The organism is Sphaerotilus microaerophilus (genome assembly GCF_023734135.1).
Taxonomy (GTDB): Bacteria; Pseudomonadota; Gammaproteobacteria; order Burkholderiales; family Burkholderiaceae_C; genus Sphaerotilus; species Sphaerotilus microaerophilus.
In genome coordinates this window covers 75,718-91,234 of the sequence record NZ_AP025730.1, presented here as the reverse complement: position 1 = coordinate 91,234, position 15,517 = coordinate 75,718, and the positions used below count along the sequence as shown (strand labels likewise).

13 protein-coding genes are annotated in these 15,517 nt (G+C 71.1%); 6 read left to right on the top strand and 7 right to left on the bottom strand.

The window, feature by feature from the left end; genetic code table 11:
• From NGK70_RS00405 to NGK70_RS00390, 4 genes are all read left to right on the top strand, one after another.
• Nucleotides 1-1,050, top strand: coding sequence for an ABC transporter permease (locus tag NGK70_RS00405; protein ID WP_251971427.1), 1,050 nt, complete (start codon nt 1-3; stop codon nt 1,048-1,050).
• Nucleotides 1,047-2,780 (top strand): ABC transporter ATP-binding protein, encoded by a 1,734-nt coding sequence (locus tag NGK70_RS00400; protein ID WP_251971426.1) that lies wholly within the window; start codon nt 1,047-1,049, stop codon nt 2,778-2,780. The genes NGK70_RS00405 and NGK70_RS00400 overlap by 4 nt, the downstream gene beginning before the upstream one ends.
• A 716-nt stretch (nt 2,781-3,496) precedes the next feature.
• On the top strand, nt 3,497-4,768 hold the full coding sequence (locus tag NGK70_RS00395; RefSeq protein ID WP_251971425.1) for a solute carrier family 23 protein: 1,272 nt from the start codon (nt 3,497-3,499) through the stop codon (nt 4,766-4,768).
• Between the two features lie 113 nt (nt 4,769-4,881).
• On the top strand, nt 4,882-5,790 hold the full coding sequence (locus tag NGK70_RS00390; RefSeq protein WP_251971424.1) for a carbohydrate kinase family protein: 909 nt from the start codon (nt 4,882-4,884) through the stop codon (nt 5,788-5,790).
• 21 nt (nt 5,791-5,811) lie between these two features.
• Here NGK70_RS00390 and NGK70_RS00385 read toward each other — a convergent pair whose 3' ends face one another.
• The 7 genes from NGK70_RS00385 to NGK70_RS00355 all read right to left on the bottom strand — a co-directional run bounded on the left by NGK70_RS00385 (nt 5,812) and on the right by NGK70_RS00355 (nt 13,110).
• Entirely contained in the window at nt 5,812-6,177 is a 366-nt protein-coding gene (locus tag NGK70_RS00385; protein WP_251971423.1) for a DUF167 domain-containing protein, read from the bottom strand.
• Nucleotides 6,178-6,280: 103 nt separating this feature from the next.
• Complete coding sequence (locus tag NGK70_RS00380; RefSeq protein WP_251971422.1) at nt 6,281-6,970, bottom strand: histone; 690 nt, start codon at nt 6,968-6,970, stop codon at nt 6,281-6,283.
• Nucleotides 6,971-7,568: 598 nt separating this feature from the next.
• Entirely contained in the window at nt 7,569-8,222 is a 654-nt protein-coding gene (gene ampD / locus NGK70_RS00375; protein ID WP_251971421.1) for a 1,6-anhydro-N-acetylmuramyl-L-alanine amidase AmpD, read from the bottom strand.
• Complete coding sequence (locus NGK70_RS00370; protein WP_251971420.1) at nt 8,219-9,850, bottom strand: sigma-54-dependent transcriptional regulator; 1,632 nt, start codon at nt 9,848-9,850, stop codon at nt 8,219-8,221. Before NGK70_RS00370 ends, ampD begins: the two co-directional genes overlap by 4 nt.
• A gap of 53 nt (nt 9,851-9,903) precedes the next feature.
• Complete coding sequence (locus NGK70_RS00365) at nt 9,904-11,580, bottom strand: sensor histidine kinase (protein WP_251971419.1); 1,677 nt, start codon at nt 11,578-11,580, stop codon at nt 9,904-9,906.
• Nucleotides 11,581-11,997: 417 nt separating this feature from the next.
• The gene (locus tag NGK70_RS00360; RefSeq protein WP_251971418.1) at nt 11,998-12,258 is read right to left on the bottom strand and encodes a PP0621 family protein; all 261 of its coding nucleotides are present in this window, start codon (nt 12,256-12,258) and stop codon (nt 11,998-12,000) included.
• Between the two features lie 24 nt (nt 12,259-12,282).
• Nucleotides 12,283-13,110 carry a cytochrome C assembly family protein gene (locus NGK70_RS00355; protein ID WP_251971417.1) on the bottom strand — a complete coding sequence of 276 codons (828 nt, stop codon included), beginning with the start codon at nt 13,108-13,110 and terminating at the stop codon, nt 12,283-12,285.
• A 51-nt stretch (nt 13,111-13,161) separates the two neighbouring features.
• Between NGK70_RS00355 and ffh the strand changes: the two genes are divergently transcribed.
• Nucleotides 13,162-14,532, top strand: a complete 1,371-nt coding sequence (gene ffh, locus NGK70_RS00350) for a signal recognition particle protein (protein WP_251971416.1) — start codon at nt 13,162-13,164, stop codon at nt 14,530-14,532.
• A gap of 143 nt (nt 14,533-14,675) precedes the next feature.
• On the top strand, nt 14,676-15,485 hold the full coding sequence (locus tag NGK70_RS00345) for a DUF2726 domain-containing protein (protein WP_251971415.1): 810 nt from the start codon (nt 14,676-14,678) through the stop codon (nt 15,483-15,485).
• Nucleotides 15,486-15,517: the final 32 nt, after the last annotated feature.

Sequence of the window (15,517 nt, the reverse complement as noted above, 5' to 3'; positions counted from 1 at the left end):
ATGACTGCTTCGAGCCCGGCTACGGGAATGTCCGCCCGCAGCCAGGGCGTCTGGCGGGCGGCCTGGGCGCGCTACCGGCGCGACCGCGTGGGCATGACCTGCCTGGCCATCGTGGCGCTGTACCTGGGGCTGATCCTGGCGGTGGCGGCCGGCGGCGTGGCGGCCGACTGGCAGGCCGAGAAGGGCCTGTCCTACGCGCCGCCGCACTTCGTCGGCGCGGCCGCGAAAACCGCCGGCCCCAGCGCGGCGGCCAGCACGGCGCAGGCGCCGATGGTCGACCTGAGCGATGTCGACCCGCTCGCCCCCCGCTACGCCGAGTGGGCTGCGCGCGCCGCCCAGCTGCAGACCACCGAGGCGCCACGCCTGGCCACGCTGCCCTTCGGCGCCGACCGGCTGGGCCGCGACGTGCTGGACAAGGCCATCCAGGGCTCGCAGGTGTCGATCCAGGTCGGCGTGCTGGGCGCCCTCTTCGCCACGCTGATCGGCACGGTGCTGGGCGCCTTCTCGGGCTTCTTCGGCGGCAAGGTGGGCGACGCGCTGGAGTGGCTCTACAACGTCTTCACCTCGATCCCGAGCATCCTGCTGATCTTCGCCTTCGCGGCGGTGACCGGCCGCGGCGTGGGCAGCGTGGTGCTGATCCTCGGGCTGACCGGCTGGACCGGGATCTACCGCCTGGTGCGCGCCGAGTTCATGAAGCACGCGGTGCGCGAGTACGTGCGCTCGGCCGAGGCGATCGGCGCCAGCGTGTGGTCGCGCATGTTCCGCCACATCCTGCCCAACGCCAGCCACGTGGTGCTGGTGCAGCTGTCCATCCACGTGGTCAGCTTCATCAAGTACGAGGTGATCCTGTCCTACCTGGGGCTGGGCGTGAGCGTCGACCAGGTCAGCTGGGGCACGATGCTGGCCGAGGCCCAGAGCGAACTCATCCTGGGGCATTGGTGGCAGCTGGTGGCGGCCACCGGCTTCATGGCGGTTTTCGTGACCGCCTTCTCGTTGATGACCGATGCGCTGCGCGATGCGCTCGACCCGAAGCTGAGGGGCCTGGAATGAGCGCCAACGTGCAAGCCCCGCTGCTGAGCGTCGAGAACCTGCAGGTGGCCTTCCGCATGGGCCGTGAGGCCGGCGTGCTGCAGCGCAGCCTGGCGGTGGGGCGAGATGGCACGGGCGTGAGCTTCGACGTGCCGGAGAACACCACCGTCGCGCTGGTGGGCGAATCCGGCTCGGGCAAGACCGTCACCGCGATGAGCATCCCGCGCCTGCTGCCAGACAACGCCGAGCCGAGCGGGCGCGTCGTCTTCCAGGGCCGCGACCTGCTGCAGGCGAGCGCGGCCGAGCTGCGTGCCCTGCGTGGGCGCGAGATCACCTGCGTGTTCCAGGACCCGATGGGCTCGCTCAACCCGGTGTTCCCGATCGGGGCACAGATCGCCGAGCCGCTGGTGCTGCACATGGGCCTGTCGCGCCGGGCGGCGCGTGCACGCACCGAGGCGTTGCTGGAGGAAGTCGGCCTGCCCGAGCCGCGCCGCCGGCTGGACGCCTACCCGCACGAGCTCTCCGGCGGCCAGCAGCAGCGCGTGATGATCGCAATGGCGCTGGCCTGCGAGCCCAAGCTGCTGATCGCCGACGAGCCCACGACGGCGCTGGACGTGACGATCCAGCGCCAGATCCTGGAGCTGCTGGCCGACCTGAAGCACCGGCGGCGCATGAGCATGCTCTTCATCAGCCACGACCTGGGCGTGGTGGGGGAGATCGCCGACCAGGTGGTGGTGATGCGCCACGGCCAGGTGCGCGAGCAGGGCCCGGTGGCGCAGATCTTCGCCGCGCCACAGGACGCCTACACCCGCGCGCTGCTGGCCTGCCGCCCGCGGCTGGACCACCACCCGCGTCGCCTGACGGTGATCGACGACCACATCGCCGCCGAGGCGGCTGCGGCTGCAGGCGAAGCGGCCGCCGACGCCACAGCGCCGGATGCGCGCGATGCCACCGCCCCGGTGGTGCTGGAGGTGCGGGGGCTGGCCAAGTCCTTCTTCCTGCGCCAGGGGCTGTTCGGCCGGCGCGAGTTCAAGGCGGTGCAGGACGTCAGCTTCCAGCTGCGGCGCGGCCACACGCTGGGCGTGGTGGGCGAATCGGGCTCGGGCAAGACGACCATGGGCCTGACGCTGCTGCGCCTGCAGGAGCCCACCGGCGGAGAGGTGATCTTCGACGGCCGCGACCTGCTGGCGCTGCAGGGCGCCGAACGCCAGGCGCTGCGCCGGCGCATCCAGATCGTCTTCCAGAACCCCTATGCCTCGTTGAACCCGCGCTTCACCATCGGCCAGACGCTGCTGGAGCCGATGCGCATCCACGCGGTGGGCGCCGACGACGCCGAGCGCGAGGCGCGTGCGCTGGCGCTGCTGCAGCGCGTCGGGCTGGACGCCACGGCCTTCGGCAAGTACCCGCACGAGTTTTCCGGCGGCCAGCGTCAGCGCATCGCCATCGCACGGGCGCTGACGCTGTCGCCGCAGGTGCTGATCCTGGACGAGGCGGTGTCGGCGCTGGACGTGTCGGTGCAGGCGCAGGTGCTCAACCTGCTGCGCGACCTGCAGGACGAGCTGGGCCTGGCCTACGTCTTCATCAGCCACGACCTGGCCGTGGTGCGCTTCATCTCCGACGAGGTGCTGGTGATGAAGGACGGCCGGGTGGTCGAGCGCGCAGGTGCGGCTGACCTGCTGGCCGCGCCGCGTGAGGAGTACACGCGCCGGCTGCTGGGCGCCGTGCCGCGCGGCTGGCAGGCCGCGGCCTGACGAGCCGGCCTCGACGGGTTTTGCCGGTTCTGGCAGGCCATGTCAGTTCGGGGGTGACCAATCCTGTCATCGCGTCTGACGGATCCTGTCAGCGTTGCAATGAGACTTTGCAGCGGTGGGCTGGGCTTGTGACGGCGTACACAGTTGCTTCATGGCACGGACGATGCCGCTGTCTCCGTCAGGAAGCCGCTGCAGCGCGTGTCACCGACCGCCCGGCCGGCCCAGGGGCAGAAGATGAAATTCCGTTGGTCCGACTGGTTGGCCGCCGTGGCGGTCGTGATGGCCCTCAGCGCCTTTGCCGCGGCTGAGGCGGTCGAGGATCTGCCTACCCAGGCCCTGGTACGGTGATGCCGCTTTGATGGTGCGTTGACCACGCAAGCATGAACCCAGGGGCCGTTCGCGCCCCCGGGATGGCATGGAAGATGCCATCCCGTGCACTGACCTTCTGCTGCTTGCCCTCATCCCCGCGATCCGGTCCCGGATCGAACGGCGCGGCGAAGGTGGCTGATCTTCTCGTGTGACTCCTCCTCAGAGAAGCCTTCGGGACTGGGTCAAGTCCCGAGGGGAGCGGGCGTTCCGGGTTTGAGAGAGCGAGCACCCGGTTTCTGCGTCCCGCTCCCCTTCCTTTTTTTTCAAGTTTCCTTGACGGTTGCTTACACTTCGCCGTGCGTTTTTTAACGCGCGCGCCAGGTGGTCGCGTGCAGCCAAGGAAACCCATGAATTCACTGTTCCCGCGTTGGCAGGAGAAGACCGAGGGCGTGATCGCGCCCGATGAGCGCCTGCCGTGGCCCCAGACCTTCGCGATGGGCGTCCAGCACGTCATCGCGATGTTTGGTGCGACGGTGCTGGCGCCGCTGCTGATGGGCTTTGACCCCAACGTCGCGATCCTGATGAGCGGCGTGGGCACGCTGATCTTCTTCTTCATCGTCGGCGGGCGGGTGCCGAGCTACCTGGGGTCGAGCTTCGCCTTCATCGGCGTGGTGATCGCGGCCACCGGCTACGCGGGCCAGGGCGCCAACGGCAACCTCGGCGTGGCGCTGGGCGGCATCATCGCCTGCGGTGCGGTGTACACGCTGATCGGCCTCATCGTGGCGGGCACCGGCGCGGGCTGGATCGAGCGCTTCATGCCGCCGGTGGTGACCGGCGCGGTGGTGGCGGTGATCGGCCTGAACCTGGCTGGCATCCCGATCAAGAACATGGCGCCCACCGCCTTCGACGCCTGGATGCAGGGGCTGACCTTCCTCTGCGTCGGCTTCGTCGCGGTGTACACGCGCGGCATGACGCAACGCCTGCTGATCCTGGTCGGGTTGATCCTGGCGTCGATCCTTTACGCCCTGCTCACCAACGGCCTGGGCCTGGGCAAGCCGATCGACTTCAGCCGTGTCGCCTCGGCCGCCTGGTTCGGCGCGCCCAACTTCGCCGCGCCGGTGTTCGATGCCAAGGCCATGCTGCTGATCGCACCGGTGGCGGTGATCCTGGTGGCCGAGAACCTGGGCCACCTCAAGGCCGTGAGCGCCATGACCGGCCGCAACATGGACGCCTACCTGGGTCGCGCCTTCATCGGCGACGGCGTGGCCACGATGGTGTCGGGCGCCGCGGGCGGCACCGGCGTGACCACCTACGCCGAGAACATCGGCGTGATGGCCGCCACCAAGATCTACTCGACCGCGATGTTCGTGGTCGCCGCACTGATCGCGGTGCTGCTGGGCTTCTCGCCCAAGTTCGGCGCGCTGATCCAGGCCATCCCGCTGGCGGTGATGGGCGGGGTGTCGATCGTCGTCTTCGGCCTGATCGCGGTGGCCGGCGCCAAGATCTGGGTCGACAACCGGGTGGACTTCTCCGACAACACCAACCTCATCGTCGCCGCCGTCACGCTGGTGCTGGGCACGGGCGACTACACGCTGAAGTTCGGCGCCTTCACGCTGGGTGGCATCGGAACCGCGACTTTCGGCGCAATCGCCCTGCACGCGCTGCTGCGGCGGCGCTGAGTCGGCCCGGGGGCAGGGCAGGGCGGCCGCACAATCGCGGCCAGTCCATCTTGGGCCTGGGCGGTGCGTCGCCGCCGGGCCCTTGCCGTTCCCTGTTTCCTGGAGCCCTCCCCATGTCCGCCCTCATCTGCGGTTCGCTCGCGTTCGACACGATCGCCACCTTCCCCGGCCGCTTCGCGCAGCAGATCCTGCCCGAGCAGATCCACATCCTGAACGTCTCCTTCCTGGTGCCCACGCTGCGCCGCGAATTCGGCGGCTGCGCCGGCAACATCGCCTACACGCTCAAGGCCCTGGGTGGCGAGCCGGTGGTGATGGCGGCCCTGGGCAGCGATGGCGCGGGCTACCTGGAGCGCATGAACGACCTGGGCATCGACACCCGCCATGTGCTGACGGTGGCCGAGAGCTACACCGCGCAGGCCAACATCATCACCGACGAGGACAACAACCAGATCACGGCCTTCCACCCCGGTGCGATGCAGTTTGCCGACCGCATCGAGATGCCGGTGCGCGACGACCTGAGGCTGGCGCTGATCGGGCCCGACGGGCGCGATGCCATGCTCAAGCGCGCGCGCGACTTCGCCGCCGCCGGCCTGCCCTTCATCTTCGATCCGGGCCAGGGCCTGCCGATGTTCAACGGCGAGGAGCTGCACGGCTTCGTCGCCCAGGCCACCTGGGTGACGGTGAACGACTACGAGGCCCGCATGTTGTGCGAGCGCATGGACACCGACCTGGCCACGCTGTCCCGCTCGCACCTGCGCGGCGTGGTGGTGACGCTGGGCCACGAGGGCTGCGACGTCTGGGTGCAGGGTGAAGTCACCCGCGTGCCGGGCGTGGTCGCCGAGGCGGTGCTGGATCCCACCGGCTGTGGCGACGCCTTCCGCGGCGCCCTGCTCTACGGCCTGGAGCGCGGCTGGGACCTGGTGCGCTGCGTCGAGCTGGGCAACCGCGTCGGCGCGATCAAGATCGCCTGCCACGGCCCGCAGAACCACACGCTGGACCGCGCCGCCCTCGGCGTGGCCTGATCGCAGCGGCTCGGGTGGTTCTCACTCCTGCTGCAGGGCCGCCAGCGCCACGCTCATGCGCGCCAGCCAGTCCTGCAACACCCGCCGCTCGGCCAGCAGCTTGACGCGCTTGCGTCGCCCGCTGGCGCCACGCAGCAGTTGCACCTGGGACTTCGGGACGCCCACCTCGTCGGCCAGCCAGCGCTGCAGCGCCTCGTTGGCCGCCCCGTCCACCGGCGGCGCCGCCAGGCGCACGCGCAGCGCCCCATCGTGCAGGCCGGCCAGCTGGCTGCGCTTGGCATTCGGGATGACGGCCAGGTCGAGCAGCGCGCCATCGTCCTGCCAGATCAGGTAGGACGGGGCCTCGGGCGCACTCGCGGGGGCTGGATGGCGCGGGGTCGCTTTCATGGTCGAGGTCTTCGTCGGGAGGGCTGGAAACAAAACGCCCGGCGCAGGGCCGGGCGTGGAGCGCTCATTCAGCCGGCACGCCGAGGCGGCCGGCCTGCGTCACTCAGGGCTTTTCGCCGGTCGGAAAGGGCCAGGCGGCCTGCGGGCTGAGCGTCGTCTTGGCCGACGCTGCGGCTGCGGCTGCGGCGGGTGCCGGCGCAGCGGCCTTCTTCGCCGCGGCCTTCTTGGCCGGTGCCGCGCTCTTCACGCTCGGCTTGGGGGCGGCCTTCTTGGCCGGCGCGGGTGCCTCGACCGGGGCGGGCGCCGGTGCAGCCGCTGCTGCCTGCTTGGCCGGGGCCTTCTTGGCTGCGGCCTTCTTGGCTGCGGGGGCCGATGCCGGGGCCGGCGGTACTGGCGCAGGAGCCGCCGCCGCCTTTTTGGCAGGTGCCGCGCGCTTCAGGCCCGGCTTGGGGGTGGCCTTCTTGGCGGGTGCGGGCGCCTCGACCGGAGCGGGAGCGGGCGCCGGTGCGGCGGCTGCAGCCTTCTTGGCCGGGGCTTTCTTGGCAGCGGCCTTCTTGGCGGGTGCCGGTGCTGCAGCAACCGGCGCTGGAACCGGTGCAGCCGGCGCGGCCACCACCTTCTTCGCGCCCGCCTTCTTGGCCGGTGCCTTCTTCACAGCGGCCTTGTCGGCTGCAGCAGGTGCTGCCACCGGTGCCACCGTGGCTTCAACCGCGACAGCGGTCTTCTTGGCGGCGGCCTTCTTGGCTGCCGGGGCCTTCTTGGCGGGCGCTGCCGCTTTCTTTGCAGTTGCCATCTCGTTCTCCTTGATCACGTGGACAAAAAACACACCAGGTTGCTCGCGCCCGCCCGGTGATTCGTGGTGCCGGACTGCCCAGGAGCGGCGCCGACTGCCGTGAATGTCTTGGTGCCGTGGCTTGTGGTCCGGGCCGGGACCGTCGGGCGGCACCTCAGGAAAAGGGGATGTTGCCGATGTGACGCAGGGTGGCCGCACCGCCCGTGGCGATGGCCGTCCTCGCCGCCCGCGGCGGGCGTGCACGGGTGGCTCGTCGGGATCCGACGTGCGGCGTGCAGGGGGGATGGCATCGGGGCCGAGACATCGCGCGGGACGTTCGGCAGGGCGGGATTCGCGGGGGCGTGCGACGGATGGGGCAAGTCTTCCCAGACCAGCATGTCTGACTTCCTATCAGAGCCGGATTATCTGAACGTCGCGTCGAATCACCAAGCGTTTCTTGACATCGCCCGGTCATGTCGAGCTGCTTGGTCCCCGGTGCGGGGTGCAGCTGCACTGCAGAGTCTGAAACTGCCTACATATTTGTGAATGCTGATGTAGTCAATCACGAAACTTGTCCAGATCCAGCCCTGTGTCCTTGGGCGCCCGTTCGCGGTGACCCTCAGCCGCCAGCGAGGGCGCGCAGTGCGGATGCGGTGGCGTGCGCCGGGGTTGGCTGCAGCGGTATGCCGCTCAGCCGCCTTGCCAGCCGCGGCCAGTGCCAGCCTGGACCAGGATCGCGTTTGCGCCCGGGGGCGATGTGCTCGTGCCCCACCACCTCGGTGACCGGCCAGGCGTCGCACAGGCGGCGCAGCAGCCAGGCGGCGCGGCGGTATTGGGCTGCGGTGAAGCGCCGCCCCTCCAGGCCTTCCAGCTCGATGCCCACCGAGTCGTCGTTGCGGTTGGCCACGCCGCGCCAACGCGAGAGGCCCGCATGCCAGGCCCGGTTGGCCACGCTGACGAACTGCAGCACCTGTCCGTCGCGCCGGATCAGGAAGTGGGCTGAGACCCGCAGCGCCGCGACCTCGGCAAACGAGGGGTGGCCGGCGGGATCAAGCCGATTGGTGAAGAGTTGCTCGACCGCCGGCCCACCGTAGTGGCCAGGTGGCAGGCTGATCGAGTGCAGCACCGCGAGGCAGACTTCGGCCCCGGCCGGGCGCGGGCCGTGGTTGGGGCTGGGCACCACCCGTGCCGTCGACAGCCAGCCCTGCCGCCAGCAAGCCACCTCAGGGGAATCGCGACGCGGGTGACGGCGGCGGCGCTGGCGGCATTTCATTCGCTGCCGCCTGAATCGCCAGCCTCGCTCGGCTCGCCGTCGTCGAGTGTCACCCCGTCTCCCGCCACGTGCACGCCCAGCCGGGCCATGCGGTAGCGCATCTGCCGCAGCGTCAGGCCCATCGCAGCGCCCGCGGCGGTGCGGTTGTAGCGGTGGCGTTCCAGCGCCCGCGCCAGCACCTCGCGCTCGACCTCGTCGAGGTAGGCCACCAGATCGGTTGGCAGCGGCGCGGCCGGCGCGGTCGATGGCGACGCGGCAGGGGCGGACGGATGGGGGCGTGGGGGCTCCCCTGCCCCTGCCCCTGCGCCCGCCGCAGTTCCGGCGTCCACGGGCGTGCCGGGCTCGGGAGAGCAGGCCGACAAGGTGGCCGGGGCCGCGTCGGGGGCGGTGCGTGCGCCGGGCAGGCCCAGATCCTCGACGTCGATCGTGGGCCCGCCCGACAGGGCCACCGCGCGGTGCAGCAGGTTCTCCAGCTCGCGCACGTTGCCCGGGAAGCGGTAGCGCCCCAGGTGCGCCAGTGCGGCGGGCGTGAGGCGGGGCGTGTTGGCCATGCCGGCGTCGCCCGCGATGCGCTCCAGCACGCGCGCGCAGAGCTCCGGCAGGTCGTCGCAGCGCTCGCGCAGGGCCGGCACGCGGATCTCGATGACGTTCAGCCGGTAGTACAGGTCCTGGCGGAAGCGCCCGCGCGGCACCTCTTCGGCTAGGTCCTTGTGGGTGGCGCTGATGACGCGCACGTCCAGCGGCACCTCGACCACGGCGCCGACCGGCCGCACGGCGCGCTCCTGGATCGCGCGCAGCAGCTTGCTCTGCATCGACAGCGGCAGGTCGCCAATCTCGTCGAGGAAGAGGGTACCGCCGCGTGCGGCCTGGAAGAAGCCGTCACGGTCCTCCGCCGCGCCGGTGAAGGCGCCCTTGCGGTAGCCGAAGAACTCGGCTTCGAGCAGCTGCTCGGGGATGGCGCCGCAGTTCACCGCGATGAAGGGCTGGGCACTGCGGGCGCTGACCTGGTGGATCGAGCGCGCCACCAGCTCCTTGCCGGTGCCGGATTCGCCCTGGATCAGCACCGGCGCCATGCTGCGCGCCACCTTCTCGACCAGCTGGCGCACCTGCTCCATCGCCGCGGAGTGGCCCGCCATGCGGCGCAGCGCGTTGTCCGGGCCGTCGACCGCGCGGCGCGGCGCCCGGCCCAGCGGGGCCGGTGCGCTGGTGGGGGTACCGGCCGGCTCGCCGGCGGCCGCCGCGCGGGGCGACATCGTGCGCCCGAGGGCCGCGGCCACGACGGCGCGGAACTGCTTCAGGTCGACCGGCTTGGTGAGGTAGTCGTAGGCGCCCGCCTTGAGGGCCTGCACGGCGTTCTCGGGCGAGCCATAGGCGGTGATGACGATGCTGCGCTCGCTGCGGCCGGCCTGCTCCAGGCGGCGCAGCAGGTCCAGCCCGGTGCCGTCGGGCAGCCGCATGTCGGTGATCACCGCCTGGTAGCGCCGGTCCTTGAGCAGGGCCCAGGCCTCCTCCACCGCCCCCGCAGTCTCGACGTCATAGCCCTCGCGCAGCAGGGAGAGTTCGTAGAGGGTGCGCAGGTCGGGCTCGTCGTCGACGACCAGGATGCTGGGGGGCGCGCTGACGTTCATGCGGGGCTACGCCGGAGGGCTGGAGCAGGTAGAGGCGGCATCAGCATTCGGCGTCAGATCAGGCGGGCGCGCGCGCTGGTGTCGGTGGTGGGCAGGCGGGGCAGCGTGACGATGAAGGCGTTGCGGTGGCGGGCCCCCGCGCCGCGCGGCTGGTATTCGATCGTGGCGCCATAGCGCTCGCACAGTTCGCGGCAAATATACAGGCCGAGACCGCTGCCACGGCTGCGCGTTGAGAAGAAGGGTTCGAACAGGTAGGGCTCGACGTCCGGGGCGATCGGCCGCCCGTCGCTGGACACCGACAGCGCCGCCTGCATCGGGCCGAGCGCCACTGTGCGCACCCACACCGCCTGGGGCTGGCCGCTGCCATGGCGCAGGGCGTTGTCGAGCAGGTTGATGAGCACACGGCGCAGGTGCTCGGGGTCGAAGCGCACGCTGATCGGCTCTTCGCCACAGTCCACGTACAGCGGGCTGGCGTCGCTGGTCGGCAGCCCGGCGGTGCGGGCCCACTCGGCGCACAGGGCTTCGACCTGCAGGCCGAGGTCGATCACCGGCGCCTCGCGTGGCGCGCCTGGGGCCACCTCCAGCATGTCGTCGACGATGCGCTGCAGGCGCTCCACGTTGTCGGCCACCATGCGCGCCAACCGGGCTTGGCTGGGCTGGGTCAGGTCCTCGGCCAGCAGGGCGTTGGCCTGGGCGATGGCGGCCAGCGGATTGCGGATCTCGTGCGCGATGCCGGCGGAGACCCGCCCCATCGCCGCGAGCTTTTCCTGCTGGGCGCGCGCGCGCAGGGTGCGCATGTCCTCCACGAAGAGCACGCCCAACTCCTCCTCACCGCTGGCGTGCTGGCGGCGGGTGAAGCGCATGCGCAGGCGCAGCTGGCGCTCCTCGGCCGGGGCGCCGGGGCTGGGCTCCAGGCGCAGGGCCAGTTCCTGGCCGCCCTGGGGCCAGGTGCCGGTGGCAAAGCCCTCCTGCAGCGCCGCGATCAGGGGCTGCCAGGGCGCCCGGCCAGCCAGGTCGAAGGGCAGGAAGCGGCGGGTGCGGGCCGCGCCGATCAGCGCCACCGCGGCGGGGTTGGCGGCGCGCACGCGGCCGTGGCGGTCCACCACCATGACGCCGTCGGGCATCTCCTCGATCATCAGCCGGTTCAGGCGGGCCTGCTGGCGTGCCAGCTCCAGGGTGTTGCGGGCGGCCAGCTCCTGGCGGGCCAGGCGCTGCGCGAGCTCGCTGGTCAGCGCGGCGATCGCCAGCATGCCGGCGCCGGTCAGCCCAGCCTGGGTGACTTGCGACGCGAACTCGCCGCCCGTCAAGCCGTTCCAGGCGGCATGGCCCAGCTGCACCAGCACCACCCCGGCGGCGACGGCCATGGCGGGCCGGCGCGCCATCAGCGTGGCGGCCATCAGCACGGGCAGCACGAACAGCGCTGCGACGTTCATGCCCGCACCGGCCAGGAACAACAGCAGGCTGAAGACGACCAGATCGACGCCGACGGTGCCGAGCCAGCCGCGCTGGCCGAGCTTGCCGGCGCGGCTCACCGGGGCGCTGCTGCGGGCGGTCCAGATCAGGGTGCCCACGCCCACGGCGGCATAGCCGCCGCACAGCAGCAGGGGCAGCAGGTTCGGCGCGCTGCTGGCCACCAGGGCCAGCAGGCCCTGGATCAGCAGCAGCAGCAGGCCCAGCAGCGCCCTTGCCACCGCGAAGGCGCGGAAGATCCGCGCGAAGGCCGGGGGCACCCCGACGATCGGGCTTGCCGCGGCCGTTGCGGCTTCTGCGGCTCCCTCGGGGCTGGGGGGGCCGGACGGTGCCGTGCCCGGCGCAGGCGGCCCGCCTGGAGCCGGGCGCGAGGAGGCGGGCGGTGTCGGGCTTGTCAGGGGGGCGGGCGCACGCAACGGGCGGGTTGGTGTGTCGGCGTGCGAGTCAGGCCGGGGCGCCGCCCCGGTGGGGAGCGCTGGCGCGGATGGGCGGGGCGTTGCCGGCGCAGTCGTCACCACCTGCGCCGCGGTGGCCGCCGGGCCGCTCAGGGGGGGAGCTGCGGCCGGGTCCAGGTCGGACGGCTGCGTCAGGCCGGTGCCGTCCCCCAGGTGATGAAACCAGCTGTCGCCGCGGGGCGGTACCGCGGACAGGTCCGGTTCGGCGCGCGACACGGGCGCTCAGCCCCCCGGCCGCGGGCCCGGGCCGGCGAGACGATGCGGCTCGCTGCAGTAGTGGCGCCCGTCGGGTGCCTGCAGCGCATCGGCTTCGGCCAGGTGCACGCCGCAGTGGGCACAGCGCACCATGGTCTGTGGCTGCACGGCCTTGCCGTGCGGTGCACGGTTGTGGGTGGGCGTTGGCGGCGTGTTGCGCCGGCGCAGGCCCCGCACCAGGGCGATCACGGCCAGCACCACCACCAGCAGCCAAACGAAGCGGGCCATCGAGTCGGTCTCCTCGCCGCCGCCTCAGCCGCCCGGGGGGCTGCGGTGCAGCAGCACCTCGAACACGAAGCGCGAGCCCACGTAGGCCAGCAACAGCAGCCCGGTGCCGATGTACAGCCAGCGCGTGGCACGCCGGCCGCGCCAGCCGAAGGCACGCCGGCCGGCCAGCAGCGCGGCGAAGACAACCCACCCCAGCAGTGAGAAGACCGTCTTGTGGTCCCAGTGCCAGGTGGCGGTGAAGCCCATGCCGAACACCAGCGCCAGCGTCAGCACGACGAAGCCGGCACCGACGAAGCGGAAGGTGAGCTTCTCCAGCGTCAGCAGCGGCAGCCCGCCGACGCTGGGGGGGCCCTGGCGCTGGCGCATGGCGCGTTCGCTGCGGTCCAGCAACGTGGCGTGCAGCACCGCGGCACCGAACAGGCCGTAGGAGGCCAGCCCGGCCAACCAGTGCAGCGGTGCCCAGGGTGAGCTGGGATGCAGCGTGCCCTCGCCAGGGAACAGCAGCGCCAGCAGCAGGCTGAGGCCACCCAGGGCCGCGAGCCAGCGGCGCACCCCGTCCAGCGGCACGAAGCGGCTTTCCACGGCGTGCACGCTCAGCACCAGCCAGGCCGTGGCCGACAGCGCCGGTGCGAAGCCGAAGCGCGCGCCGGTGCCCGGCAGCCCGATGCCGAACAGGTGCGCCAGCAGGGCCACGCCGTGCGCCGCCCAGGCCACCGGCAGGGCCCAGCGCTCGGCCCAGCGCAGCCCGCGTGGCGCGGCCAACGCATAGGCAACCAGCGCCAGCAGCGCCGGGGCCACGAACCAGGGCGACAGGGCCGCGACGGCGGTGGAGGGGGGGGTCGATAGAATCACGTGCACAGTGTACTTTCGGGCCGCCCGCGGCTCGCCTTTTGCGGGGCCGCCATGGCATCAGCGCTTTCAGAACGCCTGTCAAAGCTCGTCAAGACGATGCGCGGCCAGGCGCGCATCACCGAATCCAACGTCCAGGACATGCTGCGCGAGGTGCGCATGGCCCTGCTCGAAGCCGACGTGGCCCTGCCCGTCGTGCGCGACTTCGTCGCCCGCGTCAAGGAGAAGGCGCTCGGCCAGGAGGTCGCCGGTTCGCTCAACCCCGGTCAGGCCCTGGTGGGCATCGTCCACAAGGAGCTGGCCGCGACGATGGGCGAGGGCATCGCCGACATCAACCTGGCGGTGCAGCCGCCGGCTGTCATCCTGATGGCCGGTCTGCAGGGCGCGGGCAAGACCACCACGACGGCCAAGCTGGCCAAGCACCTGATCGAGCGGCGCAAGAAGAAGGTGCTGACCGTCTCGGCCGACGTGTACCGCCCGGCCGCCATCGAGCAGCTCAAGACGGTGACGAAGCAGGCCGGCGCCGAGTGGTTCCCGAGTGCGCCGGACCAGCGGCCGCGCGACATCGCGCTGGCTGCGCTGGACTACGCGAAGAAGCACTACTGCGACGTGCTGCTGGTCGACACCGCCGGCCGGCTCGCCATCGACGAAGCGCTGATGGCCGAGATCAAGGACCTGCACGCCACGCTGCACCCGGTCGAGACGCTCTTCGTCGTCGACGCGATGCAGGGCCAGGACGCAGTCAACACCGCGCGTGCGTTCAAGGAAGCGCTGCCGCTGACCGGCATCGTGCTGACCAAGCTCGACGGCGACTCGCGTGGCGGCGCGGCGCTGTCGGTGCGCTCGATCACCGGTGCGCCAATCAAGTTCGCCGGTGTGTCCGAGAAGATCGACGGCCTGGAGGTCTTCGACGCCGACCGCCATGCCGGGCGTGTGCTCGGCATGGGCGACATCGTCGCCCTGGTCGAGGAGGTGCAGAAGGGCGTGGACATCGAGGCCGCGCAGAAGCTGGCCGAGAAGGTCAAGAGCGGTGTCGGCTTCGACCTCAACGATTTCCTGTCCCAGATCAGCCAGATGAAGAAGATGGGCGGCCTGTCGGGCCTGCTGGACAAGCTGCCCACCGAACTGGCCGCCAAGGCCGGCCAGGCCGACATGGGCAAGGCCGAGAAGGACGTGCGCCGCATGGAGGGCATCATCCATTCGATGACGCCCGTTGAACGCGCCAAGCCCGAGCTCATCAAGGCCAGCCGCAAGCGCCGCATCGCCGCCGGGGCGGGGGTGCAGGTGCAGGACGTCAACCGCATGCTCAATCAGTTCGAGCAGATGCGCGACGTGATGAAGAAGATGAAGGGCGGCGGCCTGATGAAGATGATGAAGCGCATGGGCGGGCTCAAGAAGGGCGGCTTCCCGGGCATGGGGATGTGATTGAATGTGAAAGAATGTGAAGACCGGTTGCGGCCTTCACGCCCTGGGCGTTGCATCCAGGGACAGTGAGCAAGAGCCCACTGTTACATCTCAGACCGTTCAGCGGGATTGACGGGTTGACCAGACCCGTTTAATTTCGTGTGATGGATTTCTCATTTTTGGGGTCAGGTAACCTGCGCCTGCTGCTGGCCGGTGGCGTGATCGCGGCTGCGCTGCTATGGGTGTGGCGGCGCTGGACGCTGTCGCGTCCCGGAGGCACCTCGGCGGGGCGGCCGAGGGCGCTTGATGCGGTCGACACCCTGGTCGGCTGGCCGCCCGAGGCCACCCGCGTCCTGACAGTCAAGCACCAGCGTGCGCTGGACCTGCTGAGGCAGGCCCTGCCTCAGCACAATGTGCTGGCCCAGGTGCCGATTTCGCATTTCATCAAGGTGCCCACACGCTACTCCTATGTCGAGTGGCAGCGGCGCATCGGCCATGTCTGCGTGGACCTGATGGTCTGTGACAGCGCCTCCAACGTGGTGGCGGTGATCGAGCTGCGTCAGGCGGAGCGGGCCCTGTCCGAGCGGGCTCGCAAGCGCCATGCTCGTCTGGAGCGGGTGATGCGTGCCGCCGGTATCCCGGTGCACATCTGGAATGAGGCCATGCTTCCCGACCCGGTGGCGGTGCGCAAGGCCTTCGTGCCCGAACCCGTGTCGGCCGCACCGGACCTGGGGCCGGACACCAGTCCGCTGGTCCCGGCGCACTATGGACCAGGTCGCACGCGCGCTGCTGCGCCGGGCGAGGCGGCTGCGGCGTTGCACGGGTTCAGGGATCCTCCTCGCACCACCTGGTTCGATGAACTGAATGCCACCCGGCCGACGCAACTCGACAGTGTCGAGGTCATCACCCACGACGGCGGCCACCCCGCACTTCAAGCCGCAGGCCAGGCGCAGATCGCGCGGACGGAGCGCTGACCCGCCATGGGCCGTCGGGCGTCGCAGCCCAG